15 protein-coding genes are annotated in these 16,143 nt (G+C 39.2%); 2 read left to right on the plus strand and 13 right to left on the minus strand.

The window, feature by feature from the left end; translation table 11 throughout:
* Positions 1-252: 252 nt before the first annotated feature.
* The 9 genes from rbsR to xseB form a co-directional block, all read right to left on the minus strand.
* Entirely contained in the window at positions 253-1,260 is a 1,008-nt protein-coding gene (gene rbsR, locus SB028_RS03560; RefSeq protein WP_171729928.1) for a ribose operon transcriptional repressor RbsR, read from the minus strand.
* 4 nt (positions 1,261-1,264) lie between these two features.
* Positions 1,265-2,191 carry a ribokinase gene (gene rbsK, locus SB028_RS03565; RefSeq protein ID WP_069368593.1) on the minus strand — a complete coding sequence of 309 codons (927 nt, stop codon included), beginning with the start codon at positions 2,189-2,191 and terminating at the stop codon, positions 1,265-1,267.
* A 77-nt stretch (positions 2,192-2,268) separates the two neighbouring features.
* Entirely contained in the window at positions 2,269-3,159 is an 891-nt protein-coding gene (gene rbsB, locus SB028_RS03570) for a ribose ABC transporter substrate-binding protein RbsB (RefSeq protein WP_069368592.1), read from the minus strand.
* A gap of 42 nt (positions 3,160-3,201) precedes the next feature.
* Positions 3,202-4,167, minus strand: a complete 966-nt coding sequence (rbsC, locus tag SB028_RS03575; RefSeq protein ID WP_069368591.1) for a ribose ABC transporter permease — start codon at positions 4,165-4,167, stop codon at positions 3,202-3,204.
* A gap of 1 nt (position 4,168) precedes the next feature.
* The gene (gene rbsA, locus SB028_RS03580) at positions 4,169-5,677 is read right to left on the minus strand and encodes a ribose ABC transporter ATP-binding protein RbsA (protein ID WP_069368590.1); all 1,509 of its coding nucleotides are present in this window, start codon (positions 5,675-5,677) and stop codon (positions 4,169-4,171) included.
* Between the two features lie 7 nt (positions 5,678-5,684).
* Complete coding sequence (gene rbsD, locus SB028_RS03585) at positions 5,685-6,104, minus strand: D-ribose pyranase (RefSeq protein WP_069368589.1); 420 nt, start codon at positions 6,102-6,104, stop codon at positions 5,685-5,687.
* A gap of 345 nt (positions 6,105-6,449) precedes the next feature.
* Entirely contained in the window at positions 6,450-8,315 is a 1,866-nt protein-coding gene (gene dxs, locus SB028_RS03590) for a 1-deoxy-D-xylulose-5-phosphate synthase (protein WP_069368588.1), read from the minus strand.
* A 66-nt stretch (positions 8,316-8,381) separates the two neighbouring features.
* A complete protein-coding gene (ispA, locus tag SB028_RS03595) occupies positions 8,382-9,305 on the minus strand; it encodes a (2E,6E)-farnesyl diphosphate synthase (RefSeq protein ID WP_069368587.1) in 924 nt (307 codons plus the stop codon).
* Complete coding sequence (xseB, locus tag SB028_RS03600) at positions 9,306-9,569, minus strand: exodeoxyribonuclease VII small subunit (protein WP_069368586.1); 264 nt, start codon at positions 9,567-9,569, stop codon at positions 9,306-9,308.
* A 201-nt stretch (positions 9,570-9,770) separates the two neighbouring features.
* Between xseB and thiI the strand changes: the two genes are divergently transcribed.
* On the plus strand, positions 9,771-11,222 hold the full coding sequence (gene thiI, locus SB028_RS03605; protein ID WP_069368585.1) for a tRNA uracil 4-sulfurtransferase ThiI: 1,452 nt from the start codon (positions 9,771-9,773) through the stop codon (positions 11,220-11,222).
* A 190-nt stretch (positions 11,223-11,412) separates the two neighbouring features.
* Here the strand turns inward: thiI and yajL are convergent, their stop codons facing one another.
* Entirely contained in the window at positions 11,413-12,030 is a 618-nt protein-coding gene (gene yajL, locus SB028_RS03610; protein WP_069368584.1) for a protein deglycase YajL, read from the minus strand.
* On the minus strand, positions 11,999-12,919 hold the full coding sequence (panE, locus tag SB028_RS03615; protein WP_069368583.1) for a 2-dehydropantoate 2-reductase: 921 nt from the start codon (positions 12,917-12,919) through the stop codon (positions 11,999-12,001). The genes yajL and panE overlap by 32 nt, the downstream gene beginning before the upstream one ends.
* Before the next feature lie 225 nt (positions 12,920-13,144).
* Here panE and SB028_RS03620 point away from each other — a divergent pair, with 225 nt between their 5' ends.
* A complete protein-coding gene (locus SB028_RS03620) occupies positions 13,145-13,636 on the plus strand; it encodes a YajQ family cyclic di-GMP-binding protein (protein ID WP_069368582.1) in 492 nt (163 codons plus the stop codon).
* Between the two features lie 77 nt (positions 13,637-13,713).
* Here SB028_RS03620 and SB028_RS03625 read toward each other — a convergent pair whose 3' ends face one another.
* Positions 13,714-15,084, minus strand: coding sequence for an MFS transporter (locus SB028_RS03625; protein WP_069368581.1), 1,371 nt, complete (start codon positions 15,082-15,084; stop codon positions 13,714-13,716).
* Positions 15,085-15,257: 173 nt separating this feature from the next.
* Positions 15,258-16,142 carry a heme o synthase gene (cyoE, locus tag SB028_RS03630; protein ID WP_069368580.1) on the minus strand — a complete coding sequence of 295 codons (885 nt, stop codon included), beginning with the start codon at positions 16,140-16,142 and terminating at the stop codon, positions 15,258-15,260.
* Between the last annotated feature and the right edge of the window lies 1 nt (position 16,143).

Consider the following 16,143-nt stretch of genomic DNA (forward strand, 5'->3'; position numbering starts at 1 on the left):
TCTGATAATGTGAAAGGGCGATAGTATAATGGATTTGATGGAAATTTGCATCTTTCACAGGGTATGACATAACGAGTGAGGAAAAGTAGATTAGATATAGCGAGTTAAATAGAAAATAAAGATAAATAAAAGCAGTTTTAAATATTATTTAACTAATTGATATTAAAGTGTTAATTTAATAAAGATGACTAAAAATAAATGCCCTCATCATAAATGAGAGCATTATCAATAATAGTGTTAATTTTCTTGTTATTATTTTATGAAATCTATCACAGAACCACGCTCTATAAGTTTGGGTGTAAGCACCAGGACATTGTCATCAGCATCGATGTTTTCCATGCGATGTAATAATTGGCTGACAGCAAGCTTACCCAATTCATCTTTGGGTTGATGGATCGTAGAAAGCGGAGGGATCATATAAGAAGCGAGGTCGATATCATCATAACCCATGACTGAAATATCATCGGGTACACGCAACCCTTTTTGATAAATAGCTTGATAAGCACCAACAGCCATCGCATCATTACAGGTGAACACCGCTTGTGGTAAGGCAGAAAGTGAGAGTAATTTTTGCATTGCGCTAAATCCCCCCGCAAATTCAAAATCGCTGGTTAATACAAACTCTTCTCGAATGGTTAATCCTGCTTTTTGCATCGCATTGTAATAACCTTGCAAACGATGTTTTGCGGGAAGCTTATCTTGTGGACCTGCAATACAGGCAATTTCAGTAAAGCCTTTTTCAATTAGATAATTGGTGGCGATTTCTCCCCCAAGTAGAGAGTTATCTTGAATAATATCGCCTCCATATTCAAATGGGGACCAATCCATCATAACCATCGGTAAACGAGGATAACGATTTAGTACTTCATGAGAGGGCGCTCTGGCTTCTGTTGACATCAATAATAAACCATCAACACGTTTTTGTAGCAACGTTTCAAGGCTACTATCCATGCGTTCGTAATCCCCTTCGGTGTTACATAAAATAAGGCTATAACCTTTTTCGTAACAACTGCGTTCAACACCACGAACAACTTCTGCATAGAACGGGTTACTACTGGCTGTCACTAACATTCCAATAGTGTGAGTACAGTTCATTTTTAAACTGCGCGCTAAAGCTGAAGGCGCGTAATTTAAGGTTTCGATAGCGTCATTAACCTTTTTACGAATACCTTCGCTAACATAACGATTGTTATTGATAACGTGAGAAACAGTTGATGTCGAAACGCCCGCCAAACGGGCGACATCTTTCATTGTTGCCAAAGTACTATGCTCGCTCTGCTAAAAATGATTCAATTTCATGACGCCAAGGAACAGACGATTGCGCACCATGACGTGTAACGGCAATTGCAGCTGCTGCGTGAGCAAAACGAATAGCCTCAACGGAAGGTTTCCCTTCTAAGATTGCAGTGACAAATGCCCCATTAAATGTATCACCTGCGGCAATGGTATCAACAGCATCGACACGAAATCCAGGAATTATCACGCCTTTTCCTTGTTCACTAAACCATACCCCGCGGCTACCTAACGTGATTAGCACTTGTTTGATACCTTTACGATGTAAAATCTCGGCAGCTTTTGCTGCACCCGCTTCATCATGCACAGAAACGCCAGTTAATATTTCGGCTTCTGTCTCATTTGGCGTGATAACATCAATAAAACTCAGAAATTCATCCGATAAAGCTTGTGCTGGTGCGGGATTTAAAATGACTTTCGTTTGATGTGATTTTGCAAGTTTTGCCGCTTCAAAAACCGTCTCTAACGGTGATTCTAATTGCATCAGTAAGGCGTCAGCATGCTCAACAACATGATGATACTGCTGAAAATGTGTAGGTGTTAATGCGCCATTTGCACCCGCAACAATGCTAATGACATTTTCACCTTGTTCATTAACAAGGATCATCGCAACACCCGTTGGTGTTTGAGGAATAATGCTAATTGCATCAATATGAATGTTATCTGTTTTAAGTTGAGAGATGATTTCACTGCCAATGGCATCATCACCGACACAAGCAATAAAGGTAATATCGGCGCCACTACGGCCACAAGCCACGGCTTGATTTGCACCTTTACCACCAAAGGCTATTTTGTATTGATGACCAATAATGGTTTCACCAGGTTTGGGAAATTGCGAAATATTCATAATGTGGTCAACATTGATACTACCTAGAACAGCAAGGCGAGGTGTTGTCATAGCCTTTATCCTTGTGAAACATGTTTTAATGATTAAAGCCACCACGGAGCAATATCACCCCGTGGTGTTTATTGTTGTTATTTTTTAATAACTAACTCAAGCTCGACAGGGATTGTTGCATCCACTTTCTCGCCTTTGAGAATTTTATCTGCAGTTTGAATGCCGATAATACCAATTTGATCTGGACGTTGCGCAATGGTTGCACCTAACATGCCACGGTTTACCGCTTTGATCCCATCATCTGTACCATCGAAACCAATCACTAATACATCGGTACGACCGGCAGTTTGCAATGCACGTAATGCACCTAATGCCATTTCATCATTTTGTGCAAAAACAGCCTGAACTGCAGGATACGCAGTTAACAGATTTTGCATTACGTTAAGACCTTTTGTGCGGTCAAAATCAGCGGGTTGGCTTGCAAGTACATCTAATTTATGGGCATCAACGGCTTGCTTAAAGCCTTCACCACGTTCACGCGATGCCGATGTTCCTGTAATACCTTCTAGTTGGATGACTTTGGCATCATTAGCGACTTTTTCAGCAATATAATCTCCCGCCATTTTGCCACCAAGGCGGTTATCTGAAGCGACGTGGCTGACGACGTCACCTTTGTTTGCAACTCGGTCTAAGGTGATCACGGGGATATTGGCTTTATTGGCTAAAATAACTGCATTACCCACAGCATCTGAATCTGTTGGATTAATAAGCATTAAGCGTGTGCCTTTCACGGTGAGATCTTGTACGTTAGCAAGCTCTTTTGCAGGGTTATCCATAGAATCTAGAACAACAAGATCGTAACCTAATCTATTTGCCTCTTTTTGTGCACTGTCTTTCATGGTGACAAAGAAAGGATTGTTAAGTGTTGAGATAACAAGCGCGATCGATTCTTTTGCTAATGCGTTAGCACTGATTGTGGCGCTTAATGCAACAACAGAAAGAAGTGTCGCCATTTTTTTGAGTTTCATAATATAAGTTCCTGTCGGGATTCGGATTAAGAGAATAGAGTGTTATTTTTTGTTATCTACCAAAACAGCAAGTAAGATGACCACCGCTTTTACTATCATTTGATAGTTTGATGATATTCCTAATAAATTTAGTGCATTATTTAAAAAGCCGAGAATAAGCGCACCAATTAATGTACCAATAATACGACCTTTACCCCCCGCAAGGCTGGTGCCACCTAGAACAACGGCGGCGATCGCATCTAGCTCATAGCCATTACCTGCCATGGGTTGTGCTGATGAAAGTCGAGCAACTTCAATGACACTCGCAAGGGCGGCTAATAAACCGCATAATGAATAAACGATGATTTTGATTTTATCGACGCTAATACCCGATAAGCGAGTGGCTGATTCATTGCCTCCTAACGCATAGATATAGCGACCTAAACGGGTGTGATGTAATAAATACCAGGCACTTAAAAAGACAATCATCATTAGCCAAATGGGGGTTGGAATACCAAATGGGCGACCAATACCAAACCAACTAAATAGGTCGGCATTATCGCTAAACCCGGTATTAATTGGGCTGCCGTCGGTATAGACACGCGTAACACCGCGCAGTAATAACATCATGACTAACGTAGCAATAAAGGCTTGTACTTTACCTTTAGCAACGATAATTCCTGTTACTCCTCCAATAGCCGCACCTAATGCCAATGCGCCAACAACAGCAACCAGCGCATTAACATCCGCTCCAACCATAGATGCTGCAACGGCGCCAGTTAAAGCAAGCAATGAACCCACAGAGAGATCGATGCCTGATGTTAAAATAACTAGAGTCATTCCAACTGCCATAATGGCGTTAACCGATGTTTGTTGGAGAATGTTGAAAATATTATTTAAGGTAAAGAAATTAGGGCTGAGTGTGGAAACCACAACAATCAGAAGTAGTAATGCAATCAGCGATTTTTGTTCTAATAGCCAAGCTTTTGAGAACCAACGTTTTGACGCTGGAATTGAATTTGTGCTCATATCAAGCTCCTAATTTCGCGTCATATTGTTTACCAACAGCCGCTGCCATTAGCATTTCTTGTGTGACATTGTGTGCCGAAAACTCACCACTAATACGACCTTCATGCATAACCAAAATACGGTCACTCATTCCCATTACCTCAGGCATTTCAGAAGAAATTAAGATGATGCTTAATCCTTCTTGTTTAAATTTATTAATTAGCTGATAAATTTCTTTTTTAGCGCCCACATCAACACCACGAGTGGGTTCATCAAGAATAAGTACTTTAGGGCGAGTCATTAGGCCTCTTGCGATAGCCACTTTTTGTTGATTTCCCCCAGATAAAAAGCCAATAGTTTGATCCATTGAAGGCGTTTTTATATTGAATAATTTAATAAAGTCACCGACCGTGAGTTGCTCTTCTTTATGATTAATCACACCCATACTGCGGCTAAAATAGCGAAGTGCAGTCAGAGACATATTTTCTTTTACTGACATGCCAAGCACTAAACCATCACGCTTTCTATCTTCAGAGATGTAAACAATACCTTGTTCCAATCCTTCAACGGGTTTTTTGATTTGGCAGGGTTTACCATCTAACTCAACGGTGCCATTAGTTTTGGGTAATGCGCCGTAGATAATTTTCATTAACTCAGTACGACCCGCTCCCATTAATCCTGAAATACCAAGAATTTCGCTTTCATGTAATGAGAAACTCACTTCGTGAACATCTTCGCCACTGAGGTTAATGACGTTAAGTTTTATTTTTCCTTGTGGAATATTAATACGAGGGTATTGATCTTCTAACTTACGCCCCACCATCATTTCAATCAGGGTGTCTTCTTTTAATGAAGCGACAGGTTTTTCACCAATAAACTGGCCGTCTCGTAGTACCGTTACGTCATCACAAATCTCAAAGATCTCTTTTAAACGGTGTGAGATATAAACAATGCCACAACCTTGATCCCTCAGTTCACGAATAACACTAAATAGTGATTCAGTTTCAGTGTCAGTTAATGCGTCTGTTGGTTCATCCATAATAATCACTTTGGAACCAAAGCTAAGCACCTTGGCAATTTCTACCATTTGCTGATCGCCAATTGATAATTCAGACACTAAACGGTGACTACTGTAAGCAAGGTTTAATCGGGCTAATAACTTATCGGCCTCTGTATACATTTTCTTCCAATCGATAGCACCAAAAGCACGTGTAAATTCACGACCTAAGAAGATATTTTCTGCAATGGTTAATTCTGGAATAAGGTTAAGCTCTTGATGAATAATGCCTATTCCTGCTTCTTGGGAAGATTTTGGGCCATTGAAAGCACAACTTTTGCCTTGATAAATCACTTCGCCAGCATCTTTTTTATAGATCCCAGTGAGTACTTTCATCAGTGTTGATTTTCCTGCGCCATTCTCACCGACTAAAGCCATTACTCGACCTGGGTAAATTCGCAACGTTGCGCCTGATAGTGCTTTTACGCCGGGGAATGACTTATCAATATCTTTAAGTTCAAGTAAAGGTTCCATATTGTCCTCAAAAAGTCACACCAGAAAACAACACAATATTGGCATAAGGTGTACATTCACCCGTTCTAATAACAGCTTTATTTTCAGTAAGTTGCTTCTTTAATGTTTCATGTGAAACAGAGATTATTTGGATAGGTTTCTTCTGCTCTTGTTCTAATAAATGGAGGTAAGAGATGATTTCATTAAAAAGAGAAGGATTGATCGTTTTAATTTCGTCCGCCAGCATTACGGCTTCCACTTGCATCTCATGAGTGATCGTCTGCAGTACGGACATAAAGTCTGGAATACCTTGAGTCAGAGCAAGATCAATCCGTTCAACAGAGGAGGGAATAGGTAATCCGGCATCTGCAATAGTGATTTTGTCAGTGTGTCCTAAACGTGAAATGACACTCGAGATAGGACTATTAAGTAATACACCTTTTTTCATGTTTCCTCCTCAGCGAAACGTTTCGCTGTCTACATAGTAGAAAAGAAAGAGGGGAAAACAAGTTTGATTTATTCATATTGTGAACATGATCGAAACGTTTCGTTGGTGAACAAAAAGAAAGAAAAATCTAACTGATTGAATAAATTAACGCTGAATGGTTTCAAGAAAAAAAGTATTTGTTTTCAGTGAATTTCATAAAAATGTGATAACGGACAAGATTATATGGGGGGAATAAGAAGTATGAAAGCGTAAACCAGTATTATACAAGTAGATAATCACAGCCTAAAAAATGTATTAACCTCTCCTTTAGTTAATCAGGAGAGGTTTTTAATCAATTTAATTCAATTAGTTAGCTTGATAAGCCTTAATTGATTTCTCAATACCTTCGGCATCTAATCCTAAGTCAGCTCTGATTTCTTCTTGTCCACCTTGTGGTACAAAAAGATCAGGTATACCTAAGTTCAAGACAGGTACAAGGCAACGTTCTTGCATGAGCAACTCATTAACACCACTACCAGCGCCGCCCATAATGGCATTCTCTTCTAGCGTTACTAACATATCATGTTGTTCAGCGAGAGAAAGAATAAGTGATTGATCAAGAGGCTTGATAAAACGCATATCAGCGACAGTAGCATCCAATTTTTCAGCCACTTCTAACGCTTCTGGTAGTAATGTACCAAAGTTTAGGATCGCAATTCCCTTGCCTTGACGACGAATAATACCTTTACCCATAGGTAGTGGATTAAGTGGTTGCAATTGCGCACCAACACTAGAACCTCTTGGATAGCGTACGGCAACAGGGCCATCTTGATAGTGATAACCAGTATGAAGCATTTGGCGACATTCATTTTCATCACTTGGCGCCATAATGATCATATTAGGAATACAACGTAAGAACGAGAGATCAAAAGCGCCTTGGTGAGTTTGACCATCAGCTCCCACAATACCGCCACGATCAATAGCGAATAAAACAGGTAGTTTTTGAATGGCAATATCGTGGATCACTTGGTCGTAAGCGCGTTGTAAGAATGTTGAATAGATAGCAACAATCGGCTTATAACCCCCAATTGCTAAACCTGCTGCAAACGTAACGGCATGTTGTTCTGCGATCGCAACATCAAAGTATTGTGATGGGTATTCTTTTGAGAAACGCACCATACCAGAGCCTTCACGCATAGCTGGGGTAATAGCCATGAGTTTGGGATCAGTTGAGGCTTCTTCACATAACCAGTCACCAAAAATTTTGGAAAATGTAGGTCGTGCATTCGGGCTTTTAGGTAATGTACCTGCTTGTGGATCAAACTTAGGTACAGCGTGCCAGCTAATAGGATCACGTTCAGCAGGCGCATATCCACGGCCTTTTTTAGTCATAATATGCAGAAGTTGAGGGCCTTTTAGATCACGCATATTAGCGAGTGTTTGTACTAATGCAATAACATCATGACCATCAACTGGACCGATATAGTTGAAGCCTAGCTCTTCAAACATGGTGCCTGGAACCACCATGCCTTTAATATGTTCTTCCGTCTTTTTCAGTAATTCTTTAATGGGGGGAATACCAGAAAAGACCTTTTTTCCACCTTCACGCAAGGTCGTATACAGTTTGCCAGATAACAATTGTGCAAGGTGATTGTTTAATGCACCAACGTTTTCTGAAATCGACATTTCGTTGTCATTAAGTATAACGAGCATATCAGGTTCAATATCCCCTGCGTGGTTCATTGCTTCAAAAGCCATACCCGCAGTAATTGCACCATCACCAATGACACAAACTGTTTTTCTGTTCAGCTTTTCTTGCTCAGCTGCAACAGCCATACCTAGACCTGCACTGATAGAGGTTGAAGAGTGACCGACACAAAGCTTGTCATATTCACTCTCTTCTCGCCAAGGGAAGGGATGCAATCCATTTTTTTGACGGATAGTATCAATGCGGTCACGGCGACCTGTTAAGATCTTATGAGGATAAGCCTGATGGCCAACATCCCAAATGAGGTTATCAAAAGGGGTTTTATAAACGTAATGAAGAGCAACCGTTAACTCAATAGCACCTAAACCTGAGGCGAAGTGACCACTTGAGCGGCTGACACTGTTTAGAAGAAATAGCCTTAGCTCATCACAGAGTTTAGGTAAACTCTCTTTTGGTAATAGGCGCAAATCTTCTGGTGTTTCAACCAACGCCAATGTGGGATATTTTTCGATATCAATGCTCATGTGATGCCTATTAATTAATCACTTGTAATAGGGAAAGAACAGGTAAGCTGCTCTCTTTATTTTTTATTAGTTTTTCCGTTTGACGATAAAACTCGCTAATTGTTTAAGCGTGGTCGTATCGTACTCGTATTGCTCAAGAAACGCTAAGGCATCCAGTGCTTCGTTATACAATTCCTGTGCTTTCTTTTGAGCTTGTGCTAATCCAAGGAGTGCCGGATATGTGCTTTTTCCTGACTCTTGGTCGCTCCCTTGACGTTTTCCTGTTTCTTCAGTACTGCCAATGACATCTAAAATGTCATCTTGTACTTGAAATGCGAGGCCAATAGAGTGGGCATACTTATCTAGTGCGGGTAATACATTATGGCCTTTTGAGCCAGCACTAAATGCACCTAATCGGACAGCTGCACGAATTAATGCACCTGTTTTGTGTAAATGGATTTTTTCAAGAGATGCGAGGTCAATTGATTTATCTTCGGCTTCAAGATCAAGTGCCTGACCACCACACATACCTGCCAGCCCGCTGGCTGTTGCTAATTCAGCAATCATAGCAACGCGATCGGCGATTGCAACATCAGGCATGGGATTTTTGGCTAAGATCTCAAAGGCTAATGTTTGTAATGCATCACCCGCTAAAATTGCGTTGGCCTCACCAAACTCAATATGACATGTAGGCTTACCACGACGTAAATCATCATCATCCATCGCAGGTAAATCATCATGAATGAGAGAATAAGCGTGAATACATTCTACGGCGGCGGCGGGGGCATCAAGGTTAAGTGCTGGGACTTTAAACATTTCGCCCACTGCATAAACAAGAAAAGGACGTAAGCGCTTTCCACCTAAAAGAGCACCATAATGCATGGCTTTACCTAACGGCATGTCAGTAAATGGTAAAGCGGATAGCGCTTGGTTTAATGCATCATCAACACGTTGGTGGGCGGAATCTAATTTATGACGGAACGCATCCGTACTTGAAGTTGCGTTACTCAATTATTCTGCCTCTTGGATAAAATTATCAGGAGTTGCATTATCGTCTTCTTTTAGAAGAATACGAACACGTTGTTCAGCATCTTGTAATGTTTTTTGTCCAACACGGGCTAGACGAACGCCGTGTTCAAACTCATTAAGCGCTTCTTCTAGAGGGAGCTCACCGGATTCTAAACGGTTTACGATTTGCTCAAGTTCTTGCATAGATGCTTCGAAACTTGGTGTTGGTGCGGTGTCTTCGTTAATTGGTGTCGTTTTCTTAGCCATAATATTTTTGATAATAAAGCATGTTAGCGCTGAATAATAGCGATCATCTTACTACAAGTAAGAAGAAAATTTCTTATTCAGTCGATGATTTTTGCGGGTGAGCCCTAAATATTGGTGATATACTTTGTGACTTTTATAAACTCCAGTCAATTTACATCACTGTAGTTTATGTTTCTACTTAATAACCTATGACCATTGACTATGAAGTTTATTATTAAATTATTCCCCGAAATTACGATCAAAAGCCAATCAGTTCGTATACGTTTTATCAAAATTCTTACCAGCAATATTCGAAATGTTCTTAATACATTAGGTGATGAAATCACCGTTGTTCGCAATTGGGATAACATTGTTGTTGTTAGCAAAGATGAAAGTAAAAGTGAAGCTGTATGTGATGCATTAACACGTATTCCTGGTATTCATCACTTTTTACAAGTAGAAGAGCATCCGTATACTGATTTACACAATATTTTTGAGCAAACTTTTGCCGCATTTAAGCATTTAGTTGAAAACAAAACATTTTGTGTTCGTGCTAAACGTCGTGGTAAGCATAGTTTTACTTCAAATGAAGTTGAGCGTTATGTTGGTGGTGGCTTTAACCAACACATTGAAAGTGCAAAAGTGAAATTAACGCGTCCAGATGTCACCATTAACTTAGAAATTGAAGACGATAAACTTATTTTAGTGAATGCGCGCTATGAAGGTATTGGTGGCTTCCCAATTGGTACACAAGAAGATGTTTTATCACTGATCTCTGGTGGTTATGATTCAGGTGTATCGAGTTATATGTTAATGCGTCGTGGTAGCCGAGTTCACTACTGTTTCTTTAACTTAGGTGGCTCAGCACACGAAATTGGGGTTAAGCAGGTTGCATATTACTTATGGAATCGCTTTGGTCGCTCTCATAAAGTACATTTTGTCGCAGTTGATTTTGAGCCAGTTGTTGCAGAAATTTTAGAAAAAATCGACGATGGTCAAATGGGCGTGGTACTAAAACGTATGATGGTACGTGCAGCATCTCGTGTTGCCGAACGCTATGGTGTTCAAGCGATTGTAACAGGTGAAGCATTAGGTCAAGTTTCTAGTCAAACCTTAACTAACTTACGTTTAATTGATAATGCGACTGATACATTAATTCTACGTCCTCTTATCACGCATGATAAAGAAAATATTATCAATATAGCGCGTCAAATTGGTACAGAAGATTTTGCTCGCACAATGCCTGAATTCTGTGGCGTAATTTCAAAAAGCCCAACAGTGAAAGCAGTTAAAGCAAAGATTGAAGCGGAAGAAGAGAAATTTGATTTTTCCATTCTAGATAGCGTTGTTGAAAACGCCAACAATATGGATATTCGTCGTATTGCAGAAGAAACCGTACAGCAAGTTACTGAAGTTGAGATGGTATCTGAATTTGGTGCTAACGATGTTATTTTAGATATTCGCTCACCTGAAGAGCAAGAAACTTCACCATTAAAGATAGACGGTGTTAATGTTAAAGAGTTACCTTTCTATAAATTAAGCACTCAATTTGGTGATCTAGATAAAGCCAAAACTTATTTACTCTATTGTGACCGCGGAATGATGAGTCGTTTACAAGCGTTGTATTTGCGTGAACAAGGCTTTGAAAACGTTAAAGTCTATCGTAAAAAATAATATATAACGTTTATACTTTTGATAAAAAAGCCACTATCTTTAACTACTTTGGCATACTAAGTAGTTAAAATTAGTGGCTTTTGTTTTTTATACAACAATAATGTTGGGGAATGTCGCTGCTATTCTCCAGGTGATTATATTGAGCAAAATATTATTTTTTTGCTCAATATAATATGTTAGCAATTATTATTTACCTATCCCCAAATCCTGTAAATTCATCTTGGTAATTATAAATACCGGGTGGTAATACCAGTTGTTTGGCAACATCGGCGGCAGCTTCTTTGCCTTTTAAGCGTTCGATAATTTTTAGTGCGAAATCGATAGATGTTGCAGGCGCTTGGCTGGTAATCAAATTAACTCTCTCATCAAAATAGACTCGGTAATCAACCCATTTTTTGGGCGATATTTTATCTTTTAATGCAGGAAAACCCGTCATGTTACCGACGGGAAAAATATTGTGAGACTCAAGAATAATTGCGGGTGCTGCACAGATGGCTGCAACAAGTTTATTTTCACTGTGCATACGACGTACTTTTTCAACGACTAAAGGGCTATCTCTTAAGGTTTCAGTACCTTGTAATCCACCAGGTAGAATAATAACGTCATAGTGGTGATCGACAACACGAACTAAAGGGGCATCAGCGACAAGTTTTATGCCTCGTGAGCATGTAATTATAAGCTCATCAACATCATCTTCTGCACTTGCAAGTACGACATTAATACCCGCCCTTACCAGTAAATCTGCAGTAGTCACAACTTCGGTTTCTTCACTTCCATTAGCTAGGCAGATGAGTGCTGATATGGTCATAATTGCCTTCCTGTTGTTTAATAAATTGAAAAAGGCGGTTATTTTCTGGCAATACAAGCCCTTGTTCCGAAGCTCGACGCAATAAATAACCCGTAATATAGTCAATCTCTGTATGGCGTTGATATTTCACATCTTGATACATAGAAGAATAATTATTTGCTGTTTGTTCTATGGTATCAATAATATAGCCATGAAGATGTGTTTTGGAGGTGGGAACAACACCTTCACGTTCCATAACTTGATAAACTTCATCGCAGACTTTTTGAATATGTTCAGGGTAGCGCAATAAATCCCCATTACGGCATTGATAATAAACGGTAAGCGGATTGATAACACAATTCACAGCAAGCTTTAGCCAACTAATTGTATGGATATCATTATGCCAAGCGACATCCGGCAAAGCATGGTGTAAGGTTTCCGCTAAATAGCTATATTGTTCAGCGACATGATTTAATGGACCGATATGTGTTATTCCGGTTGCGGTATGAATAACATCTTGTCCTTGTTGATAAGCACCATGAGTAATAATGCCTTGTAAAATAGGTCTGATAACTGGGTGTTGTGTCGCTGTTAATTCATCAGCCGTTCCCATACCATTATGGATAAGTAAAATAGGACATTGTGCAGAAAGATAAGGTAATAGCGAATTAACGGCATCTGAGACTTGCCAAGATTTTAAGCAAACAATTAATAATTCGCTTTGTTTTAACAATTGAAGTTGATTTGCGGTAATACGTTGATAAAAAGGCTCACCATTAATGTTATCAACACTCACGTCTAAAAAAGGCTGAGGTACTCTTAACCAACCTTGTACTTCATGAGATTGGCGTGTTAAAGCTGCAACCCAAAGTTTACCAATCGAACCACATCCTAAAACGGTAATTTTCATTGTGCCTCTTTTTTGCAAATCGCAATAGCTAAGGTGGCTACTGACGGTCATTAGACTATTTAGCCAAAATTATAACATTGATTGCATTTCTCTGTTTAAAGTATGTTTGCGCTTTACTATAAGAGATCATGAAGGGAATAAGTTTGTTATTGAATGTGCGATGCTTTTTTGTAACCCTAAAAGAAGCTATTATTCGGGCTGTATTTATTTATTGAGGAAGAAAGAATGCCATCTTTTGATATCGTATCTGAAGTTGACTTACATGAAGTGCGTAATGCGGTAGAAAATGCACAACGTGAACTGACTACTCGCTGGGATTTTCGTAACGTTGAAGCAAGCTTTGAATTAAACGAAAAAGCAGAGTCAGTGAAAACGACCAGTGTATCTGAATTTCAGGTTCAACAATTATTAGATATTCTGCGTGAGAAAATGGCAAAAAGAGGGATTGATGGTGCGGTATTGAATATCCCTGAAGAGATGACTCATAGCGGAAAAATGTACAGCGTAGAAGCTACCTTAAAACAAGGTATTGATACCGCTTTAGCGAAAAAAATTGTTAAGTTAATCAAAGACAGTAAATTGAAAGTTCAGACTCAAATTCAAGGTGAGCAAGTTCGCGTTACAGGTAAATCACGTGACGACTTACAAGCCGTAATGAAATTAGTCAGAGAAGGTGAGTTAGGGCAGCCATTCCAATTTAACAATTTCCGTGACTAATTGTTTATTCATTTAGTTATAAAAAATGCGCTGGTTGAACAGCGCATTTTTATGTTATCTCGTCAATGCATTGAGCCTTAAACTAAAGGGATCAACGACTCTAATGTTGTTCTCGGCGTTTGTTTAGTATCAACCTTAATATAAGCACTCTGTTCATCCGCAATCATCACAACTTCATTAACCCCAGGTTGTTGCTTAAATAATTGTTGGAGTTGCTGTTGTTGGTGTGAAGATAAATTTGGAGGTAATTCAACACGTAAGCTACTGACATAAGAGGGTTGGTGCAATGTCAGGCTAATGAAAAACCAAATGAAGCCAATCACTAAACAGCCTAAAAATACAGTTTGTGCACTATAATGCTGGTAAAGCCATCCCCCTAAAATTCCGCCTAATGCCACGCCTAAAAATTGGCTGGTGGAATAAATTCCCATTGCTGTACCTTTATAACCTGCTGGCGCTTCTTTACTAATTAATGAAGGAAGTAGGGCTTCCATAATATTAAAACCAATAAAGAAAACCTGAATGCCTGCAATAATTAACCATAAACTAGAGCCTGAAATAATAAGAACGGCTTGCGCAATAATAAGTAAGAAAATACAGAATAAGAAAACTTGTTTCATTTTGCGTTTCTTTTCTGCATAGATAATAAAAGGAAGTACAGTAATAAAAGCAATAAGCATAGTGACTAGGTAAACAATCCAATGTTTCTCTTTCTCTAAACCTGCGCTACTCATAACTAGGGGGAGTGCAACAAATGCAGCCATTAATAAAGTATGTAGTGAAAAAATGCCTGTATTAAGCTTAAGCAGCTGAGCATCAAATAAAACTTTTTTTACACTACCACGAACAAAACCAGACTCTCTATTAAGAATATGATGTTCGCTATTTGGTACAGTAAAAAGCGTAATAATAATGCCACCAAAGGCGAGTAGGGCAATCCCCCAAAATAGGCCATGTAAGCCAAAAATATGCGTTAAAATAGGTCCTAATACTAAGGCTAAAGCGAAGGTTATTCCAAAGCTAATACCGATAAAGGCCATTGCTTTTGTTCTATTTTGTTCTCGAGTTAAATCTGATAATAACGCCATTACTGCTGCAGAGATAGCTCCCGCCCCTTGTAATGCTCTACCAATAATAATGCCGTAGATATTGTCACTGAGTGCAGCAATCAAACTCCCAATAATAAAAATAATTAAGCCAAAAACAATCATTGGTTTTCGACCAAATTTATCAGAAAAAATACCAAAAGGAATTTGGAATATAGCTTGTGTTAATCCATAAATACCGATGGCTAATCCAATGAGAGATTCGGTTGCGTGTTGTAGTTGAAGCCCATAAGTGGTTAAAACTGGGAGTACCATAAACATGCCAAGCATGCGAAGAGAAAAAACAGTGCCTAGTCCCCATGTTGCTTTACGCTCTAATGGAGTCATTTTATTATCATTCATGGATTACCTCGTATACTGATACCTCTCATTGTAATGGCAAATCTTGGTGAGGTTAATCAATAAATGGGATACAAAAAAGACAAAACTGTACTGATATCAGGCGAAGTCGTCAAAGAGATAAAAAAATACCAGTCAGAAGGCTGACTGGTATTTAGATTACGTTAATAAATACATTATCTTAGATACGCAAGAACCGCTTCTGTTGAGCTTGTTGGATCAACAGACATCATTACGCTTAATGAAGTGATTGCGACAATAGAGAAAATAAATAATTTTCGTGCCCACACAATATCATTGGTTGCTTTATAACCAGATAAAGCCATGCCTAACCACCAAATACTAACGGCTGAAGCCACAATCAGGTATTTATAACCTGCATAACCAACTAATGTCAGCATTAAGGTTGCAATCATAAACGCCAGAATATAGAGAATGATATGACGTTTAGCGACAGAGATCCCTTTAATTACAGGTAATACAGGGATATTCGCAGCTTGGTAGTCTTTAAAACGGAAAATAGCAATGGCATAAGAGTGAGGCATTTGCCACAAACTAAAGATAAGTAATAGGATTGCCGCGCCTGCATCAAATTCACCGCTAACGGCACAATAACCGATAACAGGAGGTGCAGAGCCAGATAAGCTTCCAATCAGTGTGCCATAAACAGATTTACGCTTCATATAGAGGCTATAAACCCCAACATAAATAATAAAACCGAATACAGCGATAAACATTGCAAGTGGGTTGGCTGCTACATAGAGCAGCACAACACCTGCAATACCTAATACTGAGGCATAAATCAGGCTAATTCGAGGGTCAATTAATCCTTTAACTAATGGACGATTCTTCGTTCTTTCCATGATACGGTCAATATCACGGTCAATATAGTTGTTAAAAACACAACCAGAAGCAACGACCAGAGACACCCCAAGTAGAGTCGCGAAAAATAGGGAGTAATCAATCTCACCTTTAGAAGCGAGTAGAAAACCACCTATTACAGAAATTAAATTTCCGAAGATAATTCCTGGTTTGGTGACTTGTAGGTATTGCTTAATCATA

The organism is Proteus vulgaris, assembly GCF_033708015.1.
Taxonomy (GTDB): domain Bacteria; phylum Pseudomonadota; class Gammaproteobacteria; order Enterobacterales; family Enterobacteriaceae; genus Proteus.

Bases quoted from the DNA above. Each gene is read 5' to 3' on its own strand.
- rbsK (WP_069368593.1), bottom strand. From the start codon at position 2,191: ATGACAACACCTCGCCTTGCTGTTCTAGGTAGTATCAATGTTGACCAC.
- rbsB (WP_069368592.1), bottom strand. From the start codon at position 3,159: ATGAAACTCAAAAAAATGGCGACACTTCTTTCTGTTGTTGCATTAAGC.
- rbsC (WP_069368591.1), bottom strand. From the start codon at position 4,167: ATGAGCACAAATTCAATTCCAGCGTCAAAACGTTGGTTCTCAAAAGCT.
- rbsA (WP_069368590.1), bottom strand. From the start codon at position 5,677: ATGGAACCTTTACTTGAACTTAAAGATATTGATAAGTCATTCCCCGGC.
- rbsD (WP_069368589.1), bottom strand. From the start codon at position 6,104: ATGAAAAAAGGTGTATTACTTAATAGTCCTATCTCGAGTGTCATTTCA.
- dxs (WP_069368588.1), bottom strand. From the start codon at position 8,315: ATGAGCATTGATATCGAAAAATATCCCACATTGGCGTTGGTTGAAACA.
- xseB (WP_069368586.1), bottom strand. From the start codon at position 9,569: ATGGCTAAGAAAACGACACCAATTAACGAAGACACCGCACCAACACCA.
- thiI (WP_069368585.1), top strand. From the start codon at position 9,771: ATGAAGTTTATTATTAAATTATTCCCCGAAATTACGATCAAAAGCCAA.
- yajL (WP_069368584.1), bottom strand. From the start codon at position 12,030: ATGACCATATCAGCACTCATCTGCCTAGCTAATGGAAGTGAAGAAACC.
- panE (WP_069368583.1), bottom strand. From the start codon at position 12,919: ATGAAAATTACCGTTTTAGGATGTGGTTCGATTGGTAAACTTTGGGTT.
- SB028_RS03620 (WP_069368582.1), top strand. From the start codon at position 13,145: ATGCCATCTTTTGATATCGTATCTGAAGTTGACTTACATGAAGTGCGT.
- SB028_RS03625 (WP_069368581.1), bottom strand. From the start codon at position 15,084: ATGAATGATAATAAAATGACTCCATTAGAGCGTAAAGCAACATGGGGA.
- cyoE (WP_069368580.1), bottom strand. From the start codon at position 16,142: ATGATTAAGCAATACCTACAAGTCACCAAACCAGGAATTATCTTCGGA.